We start from the raw sequence: 15,424 nt of genomic DNA, 5'->3' as shown, positions 1-15,424 counted from the left end.
TTACAAGTCACTCAGCGCTTTTTGGGCTGTCTACTCGCGTGTTAAGTGACGCCCTATCCGCCTGATTTAAAAGACTATAAACCAACCACTTTACGAAAAAGCCTGTCAAACTCTGGAAGATCCAATTTTGGCCTTTCCTCTATAGAATTGGCACCAGATCTATCCATATTTTCCTGTATCCAGCCATCCAGTTTGCCATCAACGGCTATCAAATCGCCCTCTTCAAGCTCCTTCTTTTTCAAAATCAAACTGGAAAGAATATCCAGAAGCCACTCACTTCCTGAGGAAGGCAACAACTCGTTATACATATGACTAAAGTCCACAGGAGGAATTTTTGTAAACTCTTTTATATACAGAGCATTAAGCAGTGAACGCAGAACATAAAGTAACTTCTTGACCTTAATCTCTTTAAAGCCTCGATCATCCTCGCGAATAAACCTGGAATAATTATTAAATCCCATGCTGACATAGTGATGAGCTAATGCTCGCGGCTGCCAACATTTTAAAGCCAAATCCTGCAATGACTTCAAAACATCTTCATTTCTAAAATAGACCTTTGGCGAAAATAGCCACTCAATTAAAGTGGGGTTACTTGCCCTCATTAAAGTTAAAGTCTTCTTGATATCCCAGCCGACCAAGTCCAGTTCATCGCCAAGTTTCTTATCAAATGGAACCTCAACAACATCTCTGGGAGTACCTATAGTGAGATATTGCTGAATATTACGCTTGTAGATAAACCTTACATCCCAGTCACTATCAGGGGATTCAAATCCCCATGCGCGGCTTCCTGACTCACAGGCATAGATAATTTCAATATCTCGCTCTACTTCCAGTGATTTCAGACGGTCCTTTATCAACGATTCCATATACATCCACCTGCTACGTCAAAACAAATCAACTATACCCGAAAAACTCGTTGATTACCCTTAGGAGACCTATCGGTTTACTCTCATAAGAGAGCCATTAGGGCAGCTGTCTCTCTCTCCTAACAACTGAACTAGAAAATGTTAAGCATAAAGCTCCTATAGACTATGATAAGCGCTAAAAAGTGGCTCCCAGGAAGCTAGCCCCATGGACAGAAATCCAAAAGACTCTATCACTGTAAACAACCACTCTATCTCTTATTTCCAGAAGGGACAGGGAGAACCCATTGTTCTTGTACATGGCGCACTGGCCGATGCTCGCATGTGGCAAGAACACTGCAAAATTCTATCAAATGAATTTAGAGCGATTTCATTCACCCAAAGGCATTTCGGTAATCCGGGTAATCCTTCGGAAGGCCCCTTTGGAATTGATACCCATGCAGCAGACCTAGCAGGGCTGATTGAGGCCCTAGATATAGGCCCTGTCCACCTAGTAGGATGGTCCTATGGTGCCGATGTGAGCTTAAATGCTGCCATAAAGGCACCTAAATTAATCAAAAGTCTGTACCTTTATGAGCCTGGATATCCGGGATACATTGAAAACAATGACATGGAAGAGTATCGCCAAGATGCTGAATCTATGTTTGCAGAAATTTTTAAAACAACAGCTGAAGGTGAGCTGGATACTGCCGTTAAGCTACTAATCGACGGCTCTGGGAATCAAGCAGGCTACTTCTCTCAGCAGCCCCTTAAATATCGTGTACAGCAGCTGGATAATGCCTACACCCTACCTCTGCAGCTTAATCAAACTGAACAACCCGCACTGAACCCAACTAGTCTTTCAGGCATATCTATTCCAGTTTCCGTGGCCTACGGCAGCAATACTCGCCAGCTATTTAGAACTGTATCGCTTGCGGCAGGTACATTGATTCCAGATACTCATCCACAAGAGGTAAGCTCAGCAAATCATATGCTGCCTCTGGAAGATCCTGCACACTTCTGCCAACTTGTGAGAGAAAGCATTGCTAATTGCTGTGACCAGCAACCTGTAACTTAATAATAAAGAGCAGGGAAAGAATACCTATAAGGCATGAAAACCGATTGTAGGCTTAGTCTCTCGAGTATTCTTTCCCGCTCAGCAGTTAAAAGCCTCTTATTGCTATTCACTACAAATTAAACGCAGGGGGTGGAAATATCCTCCCCCCCAAAGAGCTCTAGTCAGCTTTACAAATCCTTGCGTCTGAATACCAAACTCCCGCTTGGCAGCTGGAACCCTCTTCACAGTGTTCATCTGTTTGACAATAGCACTGACCATCGGGATTGCAGCCAGGAGTTAAATAGTTTTCCAAAGGATCAGCTCCACTTACCCGATTCCAAAAGGGGTTGGAAAATATATTGTTTGGGTCCAACTCTTCTTTAACATCCATAAACTGGGACCATTTGGGGAATCGCTCTGCCATGTCCTCAAAAATAGCGACTGAATTCTTACCCCAGTGAGGCCTGGCCCCATACTTCCGGAGGGACATTTGCTCAATTTCCAAATTGACAAAGTAGTTCTTTGGCACAGCTTCACCTCGTTGACGAAGGGTATATTCAATCCCTACAAACGCTGTGTCACGGCCTGCTGTCATCCCTAAATAGCTGTCGGAAGCCTTGCCAAAACGGAAATAAATACCATTCAGCGGAAAACAGGTTTTTTCACTATTTGCAATAATCTGGCGGACATCCGCAATCCAGTTTGGCAACTCTTCAAATGGAATCGCGACTTCCTGAAGTGCAATTGGAAGGTTATCCCAGACACATTTGTCTGGCTCTTTACATACGAAATGTTGCATCAGGTCCGCGTGTCCAGTGGGCTTAATAAACTTCTTCAAGCCTGAATCAACATCCCTGAAATAGGAACTGGAGCGAGCAGTATGGCGAAGAGAAGCTGCAAAACACTGCAATGCGGCACTATCGGCTTCATGAAGGCTATCAAATATCAGTCCAAATAAATATTCGGAGAAGTCTGATACATCTGCCTGGGCATTGTAGGCATTACCCTTAGTCGACAAAGGTACCTTGTTGTAAGTTGTTACGGTATAGCGCCCTAATCCCGGGAACCAGGCAACATTAGCTGAATGATTATCTCGAGCCAAATCAAGAACAACATCCTCCAGCTCATCATCGTTGTGATACCCCTTTACTTTTGCTTGTACTTTATAGCCAGGTTCAACCTCTATGGTCACTTCAACAACTACGCCTAAAACACCTAGGTTTACCCTGGCGGCATTGAGCATCTCACCATTGATTACTCGTAAGTCCCCATTGCCATCAACCAACTTCAATTCGGTGACATAATCAGAGATCATGCTGCTTTTTTGTGTAAAAGTTGAACCGTGAGTACCGCTTCCCAGCATACCGCCTATCGTGAATATGGCCAGCTCTGTCACCATCGGCACACTTAGTTCATGCTCTCGAAGATAGGCGGTCAAATCCCGGAATCTCATACCGGCCTGGACAGTAACCAACAGGTTATCTTTGTCCAGGCTAACGACCTGATCCATATTTTCCAGAGTGATTTGCACCTCTCCATTACCTGCACAGGCCGCATCAATCTGACTATTGAATCGGCGACTCCCTGTCATCACTTTACGGCCTTGATCCGCTGCATCACGTACTATCTGCTGAACTTCATCAATACTGGTCGGATCATGGATAACACCAGGGAAACAATCCTGAGTATCCTGGTAGTTTTTTAATACCTCAGGCACTTCAATTGGCGGCGGTAGCTGCTCTGCAACACTTGTAGCAGCCATGAAAACGCCCGCTATACAAAGAGCTTTTCTACACCACCTCAATAAATGTTTGGATTTGGTTATTATTTCTGCACACATACCTAAACTCCCTTTATTGCATTAACGTAGACTGGATAAATCAACCAAAACGGGGAAGCAGCTCCCCATCGATAATGTCCCGAACATTACTGCTGTGATCAGGCGCTTTACTGCGAAGAAAATCAGCATAATTTGACCGGTAGGCTGATAAAGGGCGACGACCAATGGATGGCACCCACAGTGCATGATTCGTGGTTGCAAATTCCAGTGATCGGTTAGCTAGGATACAAATTGGCCCACCGCTGAGACGTGCCGCATCAAAAATCCAAAACTCTTTACCATTGGAATCGGATGTCGTTGGATATTTGCGTACAACTGCTGCAATCACATAACCGTCGTTCTGGGCCGTGGAGCCCGGGCGGGCCATAAATTGCGGGGTACGCATTACGCAATCTTCTGGGAACTGAAAGGCATCCGCAATCTTCATATTGACGCAGTCCATATGAATCAAGGCGGAAGGGCGACTTTCTTCAGGCATATTCCAATAGCCGTAGTGGCGCTCAGGATAATCGCGATATGCCCAGGAAACCCGCATAGATATATGGTCAGGCCTGTAACCCACAGCAGCCCAATAAAGGTGCTCAAAGGTTTCAGGGAACTGGAAGTGCCCACGGTAAGCCGGATCATTCATATCCCAGGAAAGCGCATCATCCCGAATAACCCGGTAATCTTCTTTTATCTCAATAGCTGAATTTGAGTTAACTCGAATCCGGGCACGTACCAAACCTCCAACATCCAGCGGTGCTGCAGGGTATCCGGACAACCACTTGGGTACCAAACCTCCCTTCTGCAGGATTTCAAAGCGGAATAACTGCTCAGATTTATCCATTGCCCCCATATATTGGCCATACAGGGTAATCTCACCCGCATTGTCATCGTAGTTGCAGACAATGTCCGAAGTATCAAAGCCGAGCTTCAGGTAATCTGCGATAATAGTATCAGCACCCGGCACCATATCGGCCTTCCGAATAACCCAACACCGGGTCCGGTGTTCTTGAGGCAGAACTATTCTTGTTCCAATAATTCGGGTAGATTCAACTCTCGCTGCAGTTTCAAAGACAATGATATGATTTCGCGTTACTCCAAGAGAGTGTGAGCTTGCAGCAATATAGGCGTTGTTACCCTGACGATCCCGAATGTTCCAACTTTCAAATGCACCCTCTCGATCCCAGCGAATTAATCGAATAAATCCTGAGCTACCAGAATCACCAATATTTCCACCATAGTTGATGGTGATACAGTTACCTGTTTCCAGATCAAAGAAAGGGTGACCGGTGGTCCGAACCTGGGGAAATAGCCACTTTTCTGGGGTTAGATTTTCAAGCAGCGGAGGTAAGCTCGATTTCCATTCATCCACTTCTCCAATAGGGGTTACCATCTCTAGAGTTGTAGCATCAAACTCATAGGGCATACCCCCTTCATAACTCATTGCAAAACGGTTATCTCCCATATAGTTGGGGGCCGTATTGCAGTAGTTCATAAATCCCAGATTCGGGCTTGAGTATATTGTCCCACCTAACAAATTAAATTTATCAAAACCTGTTAAATCCTGCTCCTGCATTATCGCAGACGCGGTACGTATCATTTTTCGGGTATAGGGAACTTCACTGTTATTGCTCCGCCCAGTAAAGTCGAGCCGGGTCAAAGCTCCCTTTCCATTTGGTGTAAGATGGTTAGACGCCAGTGGAATACCCTCAGCCATAAGAAGATGGCCAATAACATCATCAGGTAAGATTCCCTGTATTACACTGAGCACTCCGGAGGAATCTGATAGATCACCAACCATTATTGACTCTGGGAAACTAGAGCCATCCAAAACATTACTTGTTCCAGCCTTAGCTGATGCCACTCCCATAAGCGGTGATGCAGACATTACACCTGCAGCCTTCAATAGATCTCGACGCTTCATTTTTTATCCCTAAAAAATACGGCCGACAGCTTAACCTGACCATAAAATTAAATTTTTTAATGAAATAATTGGCGCAATTTACACCCAAAGTAAACCTTTAAGCGAAAACCATTTATTATTTTTTATCAAATCAAACCTCCAGAATTTTAACCCCTTAAAATTCACACTATCAACCTATACACCACAATAAAAATAAACCAAACCAGAAAATAAAACCTATCAAACAGAACAAAAAAACAAATACCAGCCAGTCAAGCAAAAAAATATCGATAAGAAATCCGATATCACCAGAATTAGCCACCACATTATTATCAACAACAGAATTTAAAATAAATATTAATGATCATTGAATCGCACAATATTTAATATATCTGTGAGGCATCTCATATATAAACCGCAATAGATAGAAAGCTGCACCAATCCACACACCCTGAGAGGTACAGCCTGGAGGTAACGGATATACGAACAATTCTATTAGGCAATGAGTGAATGATTATTCATTGATGTTTAATAGTATTGGTATACAATCTTTCACGCACAACTACCCTAAAATTAATTTAAGGTGACATCAATGTTTAGTCATATTATGGTCGGGGCCAACGATATCGAGGAATCAAAGGTATTTTACGATTCCACTTTTGGAATATTGGGTTACAAACCCGGCACTATTGATGATCGTGGCCGCTGCTTCTATTTTAATGACAACGGTATTTTTGCCATCACCAAACCCATCAATGGGGAGCCCGCAAGCCATGGCAACGGCAGCACTATTGGCTTTACAGTAAACAGTTCTGAAGAGGTTGATGCCTGGCATGCTGCAGGTATTGCCAACGGTGGTACCAGCTGCGAAGAGCCCCCAGGCGTAAGGGATAGCGCCGTAGGCCCAATCTACCTCGCCTACTTACGAGACCCTGCTGGCAATAAGCTCTGCGCACTGTATAGAGCAAGCTAATTAGGGTTCGCAATCAGGCGCCTCCCCTTACAGGGAGGCGCTTTATAAGTGGACTAATAGAGCAATCAGTCCCAGCGGTTGAAAATAACGTGCATGCCGTGATGATCGTCACTCACGAATACAAAATAGCCGGCGCCAGTATGTGCAGTTGCGCACACCTTCGTCCCCTGGGAAGTCTCAGAACACTGCATTTTGTAGGCTTCAATTCCCGAAGTATCGTATTCACACTGACTGTATTGGCTGTCAAGAGTTTGCACTAAATCGCGGCTGCTCCTTGCCAATACATAGCGGTAATCACCAAAGTAGCGATAGTTATAGGCATCCAGGTAATATGCCTGGGAATCAATACCCCCTTCCAGAAGCTCGCTATAGCAGAGTTCAGGTCTGGCCATCCACAGAGTTTCCTGATCATTCGAAGAATGTATTCCTGGCCAGTTCTGTTGATCATGTTGAGAGAGTACTACGTTGGTTGAATCAACATAGTCTTTCACAATGACGTAATCACCTTCATCACTTTCTATTCTGCAAACCGGCGCACCGCCAATAAAATTATCACACTGAACCATATCCAGGTTGACTTGAGTTGTCTCCCCGGCACAGTCTTCTGCAAAGCTTTCAGCCCAGTATTGCACAGCCTTAACTGCATACTCTCGAGAGTCTTCTATTTCATAATAGAAGTCTGAAAAGATGCGATAAACCTCGCGATCATTAGTATTGCTTGCAGAAGCTGCTACAGAACACTGACTAAACTTAGGCAGTTCAAAAGTCTGTTCTGCTTGACCGGGAACCGCACCGGCAATAGCAATCGCTGCTGTAAAAGTGGCAAGAGTTTTCATGAGATGTCCTCCGTGAACAATCATCCTAAAAGGGACGCGGATTCTAGCAGAGGAAAAAAAACTATCAAAAGCAGTGTAACGATATGAAAGTTCAGGTACCTTCTTCCAAGGTTGTGAATATCTGAATAATATTAATTAACGGCATGAGTGAGTTAACTCGATAAAACGTTCCAGCTGAAATCCGGCCTCAGTCTTCCCTCCATCTTTACTTTCAAGCGGCCAACCACAATTCACCCGCACACAATCACCGTAGAGATCAAGCGTGCTGAAATCTACACCGCCCAACAAGGCTATATTTTCTTCGGAAGCCATACGGCAAAGACTCCGGCTATCCAACCCTGGGATCTGCAACCAAATCACCATTCCTCCATGGGGATCACTGATGCGCGATTCATCGGGCAAGTTTGAACTTAAGTAGTTGCGATAGGATGCGACCTGGAAGGCAAGCTTTTGCCTGAGCCCCTGCACATGACGGGAGTATTGAGTAGTACCGATGAAATCGGCTACCGCTAATTGGACGGGCAAGTTCACACCGAAACTTTCGGTAAATCGATAGCGTTCATATTGTTTTCGATACCTTCCCGGTAAGCACCACCCCAGGCGATAGCCTGCGCTCAATGTCTTGGAGATAGAGCCACACCAAAGCACATACCCGCTCCGGTCCCAGTAGCGCACAGGCATGGGCAGACTTCTTTGAAATCCGAGTTCCAAATACACATCATCCTCGACTATTGGAACCCGATATTTACCAGCCAGTACGGCCAGGTTCTCTTTCTGCTCCGAGCTCAGGGACACGCCCGTAGGATTCATATGACTGCTGCTAAAAAGACCCGCTTGGACCAATCCCTGTTGCATATAGCGCTCTAGCTGTGCGAGGTCTAAGCCGTTTTCAACAGTCGGTATCTCAACAACTTTTCGTCCCATCAACGCCAACAGATTAAGAAGACCGTTGTAACAAGGAGAACTGATCGCAACCGCATCACCGGGCCTAGTCGTAATGGCAATCGCCGTGCGGACGGCATCCATACAACCATTCGTCACTACTAATTCATTGGCAGAGAAATGCAAATCATAACTGGCAAAGTGTGCGCTAAGCGCACTGCGCAAAAGCGGCTCCCCTGAGGAAACCGGATAGCCATGCATACTGGCTCCAGCTTCTCGGGTTGCCCGCCGCATACTGCGCTCCAGGGAATCTAACGGCAATAGATCTGGGGATAAAGACGCAACACCCAATGGCCCTGTTCCCAACCCACGGAAATAGCAATCGTGATTTACTGGATCTGTTGTTCGGCAGGTGAATGCGGGCATTATGGGAGGCGGGTTACTGCTGGGAGGAACTGAGGCAAAGAATCCAGATTGCGGTCGAACCTTCGCCCAGCCGAGTTCCTCCAGCAAGTAATAGGTGCTTTGGGCTGTTGTCAGGCTCACTTCGTTTTGTGCAGCGAACCGCCTGAGGGACGGCAGTTTATGACCGCTTGGTATTCTCCCTGACTGAATATCCTCTATACAGCGTTCGGCAAGCTCTTTATACCGCACCTATCCCCTCTCCGATTCCGTCTCCGCCCAAACTGTATACCTATTTTATACAAAAATTGCATCTGTATACCTTTTTTCATTTCTTGGATAGTTAGCCCCGAGACAAATTGGAGGGGCTGATGCGGTACTCGGATTTATTACTTGGTGTGCTACTAATGGCAATGTGGGGCTTCAACTTCATTGTTATTCAGATGGGAGCGGAAGATCTGGACCCACTCCTTCTGGTGGCTTTACGCTTTTCTTTGGCAGCCTTTCCGGCAGTGCTTTTCGTTTCCAGGCCGACAGTCAGCTGGAAGTACGTTCTGGCCTACAGCCTGACTTTTGGCTGTGGGGTTTGGGGGATGGCCACCTGGGCAATTTCTAGCGGACTCTCTGCGGGAATGGCCTCACTTCTTTTGCAAGTAAATGTTGCGATTAGCTTACTATTCGGCTGGGTATTCCTGAAAGAAAAGATTATCCCGCAGAAAGCTCTTGGGGCTCTACTTGCCTTGGGAGGGCTGTTACTAAGTTTGATGGTTGAAGATGGCACTGTGCCCCTTATCAGTATTGCACTTATCCTAATAGCGGCTACCAGCTGGAGCATCAGTGGGCTCATTGTAAAGGCCAGTGGCACACAGCAAGTATTTAGCTTTATTGTCTGGGGGTTATTTTTTGCACCGTTACCACTGTTCGCTGCTACCTATATTCAGAATGGTGTGGCTGTATTTTATGAAATTCAAAACAACCTTAGTGGAAAGTTGATTTTCTCCATATTGTTTCAGGCCTACCCAACCACTCTGCTGGGATACTGGTTCTGGAACCGGTTAATCGTTAAGTACCCGCTGTCTACTGTTGCGCCTTTAGGTTTACTCTGCCCCGTTTTTGGACTCTTTTTCAGTTGGCTATTAACTGGCGAATCGATTGGTTCAGAAAAGTTAATGGCCGCTATTATGATTTTCTCTGGGCTGGCACTTGGTATTGTTCATTTTCGCCAGAGCTTTAAGATGCTAAGAAATTCACGGATTTTTGGCATATTAAACATATCGCGATGAACAAGTATCCAAGTTGAGATTTGCCAATTTTCAGGCGTAGGAATCTCAATAATATCTTCAAATTTTTCAGCCAGGATTCTCGGCATGGCGCCAATGCCACAGCCAGAAAGCATTGCCTGGTTAAGAATTTGCTGACTGGAGGCGGTCAGCACAATATTTTGATCGTGAATATGATTATAAATCCATTCATTCCAGCCAAAGTGTAACGGGCGATCACCTAGAGCCAGAAACCTGTGCTCTTGGAGATTACTTTTATCGGGAAGCCCATACTCTTCAATATAGGATTTGTGTGCATAGAAAACGAATTCTGTAGTGAAAAATGGCAGCACGATATTATCGGGTGTCGTTGGTTTCTCGCCGACACGAATCGCAATATCAGCTTCACCGTACTCTAGGTTAAAATTGCGCAGGTCCCCGATTAAATTGACAAGCATGCCTGGGTGCTGGGCCTGGTACTGCCTAATGAGCGGCATCAACAGGTCTACCATTTCGCCGACAGAGGTGATGGTGAGGTTGCCTTGCAAATTCTGCTCTTTGCTTTGTAACCGCGAGGACAACTGAGAAAAATGGCTGTCCGTCACCGCTCCCAGTCGCATAACCTCCAGCCCCGCCTCCGTTGGAATATAGCCTTTGTCATTGCGCTGAAATAGTACAACCCCAAGGCTCTCCTCCAATACATTAATATGGCGCATCACGGTGGACCTATGAATACCAATCTCTTGGGCCGTTGCACTCAGAGTGCCCAGCTTGGCCAGCTTATAAGCGGTCCTTAACTCAGTCCATTTATCCATTATTTACCTCAAGCCCCCAATGCTCAGCATGTGCAAATATGCACATCAGAGTCTCATAATCACACATTCACAGCATATTCGCTACACCATAAAATGGATTCAAATGACCTGTACACCCTCTAATGGTTGAAAAATATGGTAATTAAAGCGGAAGTATTGATAGTAGGCGGTGGTTTCGCCGGTGTGTCTGTCGCGCAAGCACTGGAAAGACATGGGCTCCATACCATTCTGGTAGACAAAAAAGATTATTTTGAAGTCACTTTTGCCACCTTGCGCAATGTAACCGATCCATCCAGTACCGGGAATCAAGCGCGCAAGTACTACAGGGACTTTTTCTATGGCCGCTTCATTCAGGGAGATGTAATGGAAATGTCTGTGAAATCAGCGCGTTTGGCAGATGGAACAGAGTTACATTTCAACAGTGCCATACTCGCCTCCGGCACCCGATATCCGAGTATGCCAATGGCCAAATCCCTTTGCGCAATGGATATTCAATCCAGAAACCAAGAACTGTTGAACGAGCATCAGCGACTGAAACAAGCAAGGAAAGTCATGGTGATAGGTGGAGGGGTCGTTGGAGTCGAATTGGCGGGAGAGATCGCACACGCTATACCGAGAACTCAAGTAATTCTGGCACACAATAAAGAGGTCTTATTGGACAACTTCAAGCCTAAAGCACAGATCAAAGCCCAGAAACAATTAGAGAATTTAGGTGTAGAAATTCAGTTTAACAGCCGCTACCAATATCAGAATGGCTGCTATATCGATCTCAACAGCGGCCAAGCCAGCGATGCAGACCTGGTTTTTGAAGCGACTGGTGTGCTACCCAACAATGATTACCTTAAACCGCACTTAGCGCATATCCTTAATGAGCGGGGATTTGTGAAAGTCGATAACAGACTTCAAGTTATTGACGAACCAAGCTTGTATGCACTCGGAGACATTGCAGATATTGGTGAGGCCAAACTGGGCTACCTCGCCTCTCAGCAAGGTGAATACCTGGCAAAGGCCATCGCCAGAAATAGAAAAGGAAAAAGTACCAAAAGCTATAAACGAAACCCACTAATGGCACTAGTTCCCATTGGCCAGAAGCAAGGATTAGTACAGTTACCTTTCGCAGTAACAACCTGCAACCGCCTCGTTCGGTTAAAGCAGAAAGACCTATTCATTAATAAGGTTTATCGTGGATTTGGCACTCAGCCAAATGCCCGGCTCTCTTAGTTCGGGCTAACTATTGTAAGTAGCTATTAATGCAGTTAACGATATGATTCTATTTTGGTCAACTGTATAAATACAAGAAATAAAATCATAAAGTGAGCATTATCAAGGACAAAAAATCACAAGTACTAACCAGGTTTATTACTTTTTTCCCTCACCAGCCAGTAGGAAACTCCCAGGGCGATAGTCACCAGGGCAATACCGACTATTTGCTCCGCATTAACAAATTTTAAGTCGAGCACAATAACCTTCCGAGCTACAGCCATTAAGGCTGTAGCCAATACCAATTGCACCGGTATCACATTTGTACCCAGGTAGAGTCGGATATTAGTGAAAATTTCAATGGCAATAAGAACGGCGAGAAAGGCCCCAAAAGTCTCGAGGATATCTTCCATATCCAGCAATAGGAATGGCGTCTCCATTAGCCTTTCATAAAGTACATAGACGACATCCGCAATGGTCCAGAATATAACCAACACCATAAGAATGGCGAGAAATTTAACGGCATATTTTATTGCTCGATGTAATTGGTTGATCAGGGGATCAGCATGATCCTCATGTATCTCGTCATATTTCATGGGCTTCGCTCTGCCGATTGATACCGCACATTGCTTGAGTTCGACTATAGGCGAAATCCCCGTATTCAGCCGAGAGAGCTTCCTTTAGTGAGCGAGTAGTAAGAGGAATCCCGGCAGCATATTCACCGCCGGGATATTGTGAGTCGTTAAGGTAGGCAGGCTGCGTTAGAGAAGAAATACTTTACTTCGTAGTCACTACAATCCTCTGTTGCACAGAAGAAGCGGTAATTAGTGCCGATATCGCCTATATGCATGCTTTCGCCGGTTAAGGAATAATCCAACTTCGTATCAACAACCCTTGCCTCAATACCAGCAACATCACTGACAGCACAGCTATTGCTTATATTTCCCGCTGACTTGTGTTCGTTAAAGCTCTCATAATCAATGCCACCTGAGGAGGGATCATCCAGGTCCAGCCACTCGGTTGCGTAGTACCCTGGATTTACCAAGCTGTTGGACAACTTGTGCACGCCCAAAGCATTGATTTCATCACCGTGGCGCCCGTGGAAAGCAAAAATTTGCTGGGATGAAGTGGAAGAATAAGTTGTACAAGTCCCCTGCTGAGTGCCTCCGGAAATAGATGAGCCATTGCTCGACGTCAATTTAAGGTAGTAAACACTACCTGTTTCATGCTTTTCATCGTCGACACAAATTTTAACGTCATCCAAATACTCGCTGCTGGCGGAGTTGAAACTCAGTACACTCCCCATCGAGCCCCCATCTCCATCACCATATTCAATACAGTATTCATGATCACTGGCTGTGGCATGGCTTAGGGATTGCTTAAATTCATAGCAAGCTTTAAAACCATCAATTCGGCCACCGGAACGAATCTGGACAGATTTCAGATTCATAGTACCGCTGCCGAGTAGCTTACGTTTTACCAGGTCGATTGAATCAAACGCATCACCTCCGGTACCACCCACAACATCTTTTTTGATATAACCAAAATCCGAGTAGCTGTCTTGGTTGGCGATCCAGAACCCATCAAATGGTTCGTAGTAATTCACCCACACCGAGGTAGTTACACCTTCCGAATTCCTCTTGGCATAGAGAGCGGCATTTTCCAAAGCGTTATAAGGCATTCCATAGCGATAGCCATCGGCTTCACAGGCGGAATAACCTTCACTCCAGGCTCCCGATGCACTGCTGATGTGCCAGTTTCGCTCATCGTCTACACAGGCAAACACTCGCTCCGTACTACAGCTATAGTCGCGAATTTCACCGTCATTACTTAACCAGGCGCAACTATTGTTACCACTGGGAGAGTCATTCCGCCAAGACCACGTAAAATCTTCAATCTGGGGTGCTTTAGAAGCACCTATAGTGGTCGCATTGGCCTCCACCAGCGCCAACTCAAGCATGTTATACCCAGATACTGCTTTCTCCAGGATCTCACTGCCGGAATACTTGATGTCATCCTTGCTATATTCGGTTGTTGCATCCAAGGCGACACTTAAATTCCCATTGTTGTAGTGGCTGGTTGCGCTGGCATTACCGTCGATATCTGCTGTTAACTGGCTGGAATTTTGTGCAAGTGGCTCATTGGAAGTGAGGTTTCCAGATGCATCCATCTCATCCACACCGATCCAGACATTGCGTCTGAATTTCGATGTGTTTGACTCGTCATGGTAATCACACAGATTGTTATCACCAGTGTGCGGATACTCTCTGGGCACCTGAATAAATAGGATAACGTTGCGTCCCGCATCCAACACATCCTGTTTAGTCAGTGTTTGCGCCGGTAGGGAGGCGCAATCATCTTCTGTATAGCCCCAGTCGGTAGGCTTAAATACCAGATCCCCCAACCTGCTTTCAATTTTCTCACCAATCTTATTGCGGAAGTTCTGGTGGTAATCAGAATCGTAAGCCTCAAACTTTAGGAATATGACTTCATCGTTATTATCTTCAAGAAAATCCTTAATCTCATCCAGCCCATCCCCCAGCGTTGCAGCTGTACCAAACATATAAATACACATAGTGGCCTCTTCCAGGCCCATATGACACAGGTGCGGTGTTGAGCTGAAATTGGAAGCAGGGTAAGTATCATATTCGACCAGACGTATTCCCCGACTGAATAATTTCTCCGGCGCGTACCACTGGTTTACATCGGTATATACACCCTGATCCCACTGATAGGATGCATAGGCATTATGCGCTCCCGCCCACAAGGTCTTTGATAAGGGAGCCTTTGTATCAATCTGCCCCTGTAAATCCAGGCGCTTCACTTTATCATCGCTAGCATCAATTTCGCCGACAACAGACATCGAAAAACTCAAAAGCAAACTTGATACCAAACCAATTGTTTTATGCATTATTCTTTTCCTGATAAGTATCCTGATAGTTACCGCTAAAATAAAAATCCCAGTAAGTATTTCCCCTCAGTTGAATTGACCAATTGGAACAAGCGTACACACCTGTCGTGAACCGCTAAATTACAACAGTACTGACTGGTCAATTTTAGTCATTTACCCTACTTTACATTTTCATAATTTGCGCACTTTTCAGTACTGACAAACATCCATCTCCGAATTAAACATTCATAAAACTATCCGCTAGCGGGGGGCGCAAAATAGTAGCTACAGAGCATGACCAATCAGTTACGAGCTTAAGGTAGTTATGTAAACTTCTGCCATTTGTAACAGGGCCAACATAAATGACAGACCAAATGTCCCTCCAGTATTTAGGGTTCAATCACAACCTTGGAAGTAATATCACGCACGTTAAATCTTCTGGTTTGGGAGCAGAGCTTGGGCATCTAATTCATCTTTTTAGATTATTGATAGTTTCAAAATATAATTGGGACAAACCTTAAAAGAGTCGGCATCACACTC

The 15,424-nt window shown here is 45.3% G+C and carries 12 protein-coding genes; 4 read left to right on the top strand and 8 right to left on the bottom strand.

The window, feature by feature from the left end:
- Positions 1 to 74: 74 nt before the first annotated feature.
- The gene (locus tag ACG1BZ_RS09015) at positions 75 to 866 is read right to left on the bottom strand and encodes a DNA polymerase beta superfamily protein (RefSeq protein WP_413665314.1); all 792 of its coding nucleotides are present in this window, start codon (positions 864 to 866) and stop codon (positions 75 to 77) included.
- 205 nt (positions 867 to 1,071) lie between these two features.
- Here ACG1BZ_RS09015 and ACG1BZ_RS09010 point away from each other — a divergent pair, with 205 nt between their 5' ends.
- Positions 1,072 to 1,920 (top strand): alpha/beta fold hydrolase, encoded by an 849-nt coding sequence (locus ACG1BZ_RS09010; RefSeq protein WP_413665313.1) that lies wholly within the window; start codon positions 1,072 to 1,074, stop codon positions 1,918 to 1,920.
- A gap of 157 nt (positions 1,921 to 2,077) precedes the next feature.
- Here the strand turns inward: ACG1BZ_RS09010 and ACG1BZ_RS09005 are convergent, their stop codons facing one another.
- Together ACG1BZ_RS09005 and ACG1BZ_RS09000 are read right to left on the bottom strand one after the other, a co-directional pair.
- Positions 2,078 to 3,661 (bottom strand): D-arabinono-1,4-lactone oxidase, encoded by a 1,584-nt coding sequence (locus ACG1BZ_RS09005; protein WP_413665312.1) that lies wholly within the window; start codon positions 3,659 to 3,661, stop codon positions 2,078 to 2,080.
- Between the two features lie 118 nt (positions 3,662 to 3,779).
- The gene (locus ACG1BZ_RS09000) at positions 3,780 to 5,648 is read right to left on the bottom strand and encodes a carotenoid oxygenase family protein (protein WP_413665311.1); all 1,869 of its coding nucleotides are present in this window, start codon (positions 5,646 to 5,648) and stop codon (positions 3,780 to 3,782) included.
- A 571-nt stretch (positions 5,649 to 6,219) separates the two neighbouring features.
- Here ACG1BZ_RS09000 and ACG1BZ_RS08995 point away from each other — a divergent pair.
- Entirely contained in the window at positions 6,220 to 6,600 is a 381-nt protein-coding gene (locus tag ACG1BZ_RS08995; RefSeq protein WP_413665310.1) for a VOC family protein, read from the top strand.
- A 65-nt stretch (positions 6,601 to 6,665) separates the two neighbouring features.
- On the opposite strand, the gene ACG1BZ_RS08990 is transcribed toward ACG1BZ_RS08995, so the two are convergent.
- Both ACG1BZ_RS08990 and ACG1BZ_RS08985 read right to left on the bottom strand, forming a co-directional pair.
- Positions 6,666 to 7,436, bottom strand: a complete 771-nt coding sequence (locus ACG1BZ_RS08990; RefSeq protein WP_413665309.1) for a hypothetical protein — start codon at positions 7,434 to 7,436, stop codon at positions 6,666 to 6,668.
- A 135-nt stretch (positions 7,437 to 7,571) separates the two neighbouring features.
- Complete coding sequence (locus ACG1BZ_RS08985) at positions 7,572 to 8,972, bottom strand: PLP-dependent aminotransferase family protein (protein ID WP_413665308.1); 1,401 nt, start codon at positions 8,970 to 8,972, stop codon at positions 7,572 to 7,574.
- A 119-nt stretch (positions 8,973 to 9,091) separates the two neighbouring features.
- On the opposite strand from ACG1BZ_RS08985, the gene ACG1BZ_RS08980 reads away from it, so the two are divergent.
- Entirely contained in the window at positions 9,092 to 10,003 is a 912-nt protein-coding gene (locus ACG1BZ_RS08980) for an EamA family transporter (protein ID WP_413665307.1), read from the top strand.
- Here ACG1BZ_RS08980 and ACG1BZ_RS08975 read toward each other — a convergent pair.
- Positions 9,934 to 10,794: a LysR family transcriptional regulator gene (locus ACG1BZ_RS08975; protein WP_413665306.1), complete on the bottom strand. Its 861-nt coding sequence runs from the start codon at positions 10,792 to 10,794 to the stop codon at positions 9,934 to 9,936. The two genes, ACG1BZ_RS08980 and ACG1BZ_RS08975, sit on opposite strands and share 70 nt — an antisense overlap.
- 135 nt (positions 10,795 to 10,929) lie before the next feature.
- Here ACG1BZ_RS08975 and ACG1BZ_RS08970 point away from each other — a divergent pair, with 135 nt between their 5' ends.
- Positions 10,930 to 12,015 carry an NAD(P)/FAD-dependent oxidoreductase gene (locus ACG1BZ_RS08970; protein ID WP_413665305.1) on the top strand — a complete coding sequence of 362 codons (1,086 nt, stop codon included), beginning with the start codon at positions 10,930 to 10,932 and terminating at the stop codon, positions 12,013 to 12,015.
- Between the two features lie 125 nt (positions 12,016 to 12,140).
- Here ACG1BZ_RS08970 and ACG1BZ_RS08965 read toward each other — a convergent pair whose 3' ends face one another.
- Entirely contained in the window at positions 12,141 to 12,590 is a 450-nt protein-coding gene (locus ACG1BZ_RS08965) for a phosphate-starvation-inducible PsiE family protein (RefSeq protein WP_413665304.1), read from the bottom strand.
- A gap of 146 nt (positions 12,591 to 12,736) precedes the next feature.
- Entirely contained in the window at positions 12,737 to 14,905 is a 2,169-nt protein-coding gene (locus ACG1BZ_RS08960; protein ID WP_413665303.1) for a jacalin-like lectin, read from the bottom strand.
- Positions 14,906 to 15,424 lie beyond the last annotated feature (519 nt).

Origin of the sequence: Microbulbifer sp. CNSA002, assembly GCF_047324085.1 — a bacterium.
In the GTDB taxonomy this organism is placed as follows: domain Bacteria; phylum Pseudomonadota; class Gammaproteobacteria; order Pseudomonadales; family Cellvibrionaceae; genus Microbulbifer.
The sequence above is the reverse complement of the archived record's forward strand: the minus strand, read 5'-3'. Positions and strand labels throughout refer to the sequence as shown.

What these genes read in the sequence shown, in the direction of transcription:
- ACG1BZ_RS09015 (WP_413665314.1), bottom strand. Translation starts at nt 866, where the DNA reads ATGGAATCGTTGATAAAGGACCGTCTGAAATCACTGGAAGTAGAGCGA.
- ACG1BZ_RS09010 (WP_413665313.1), top strand. Translation starts at nt 1,072, where the DNA reads ATGGACAGAAATCCAAAAGACTCTATCACTGTAAACAACCACTCTATC.
- ACG1BZ_RS09005 (WP_413665312.1), bottom strand. Translation starts at nt 3,661, where the DNA reads ATGGCTGCTACAAGTGTTGCAGAGCAGCTACCGCCGCCAATTGAAGTG.
- ACG1BZ_RS09000 (WP_413665311.1), bottom strand. Translation starts at nt 5,648, where the DNA reads ATGAAGCGTCGAGATCTATTGAAGGCTGCAGGTGTAATGTCTGCATCA.
- ACG1BZ_RS08995 (WP_413665310.1), top strand. Translation starts at nt 6,220, where the DNA reads ATGTTTAGTCATATTATGGTCGGGGCCAACGATATCGAGGAATCAAAG.
- ACG1BZ_RS08990 (WP_413665309.1), bottom strand. Translation starts at nt 7,436, where the DNA reads ATGAAAACTCTTGCCACTTTTACAGCAGCGATTGCTATTGCCGGTGCG.
- ACG1BZ_RS08980 (WP_413665307.1), top strand. Translation starts at nt 9,092, where the DNA reads ATGCGGTACTCGGATTTATTACTTGGTGTGCTACTAATGGCAATGTGG.
- ACG1BZ_RS08975 (WP_413665306.1), bottom strand. Translation starts at nt 10,794, where the DNA reads ATGGATAAATGGACTGAGTTAAGGACCGCTTATAAGCTGGCCAAGCTG.
- ACG1BZ_RS08970 (WP_413665305.1), top strand. Translation starts at nt 10,930, where the DNA reads ATGGTAATTAAAGCGGAAGTATTGATAGTAGGCGGTGGTTTCGCCGGT.
- ACG1BZ_RS08965 (WP_413665304.1), bottom strand. Translation starts at nt 12,590, where the DNA reads ATGAAATATGACGAGATACATGAGGATCATGCTGATCCCCTGATCAAC.
- ACG1BZ_RS08960 (WP_413665303.1), bottom strand. Translation starts at nt 14,905, where the DNA reads ATGCATAAAACAATTGGTTTGGTATCAAGTTTGCTTTTGAGTTTTTCG.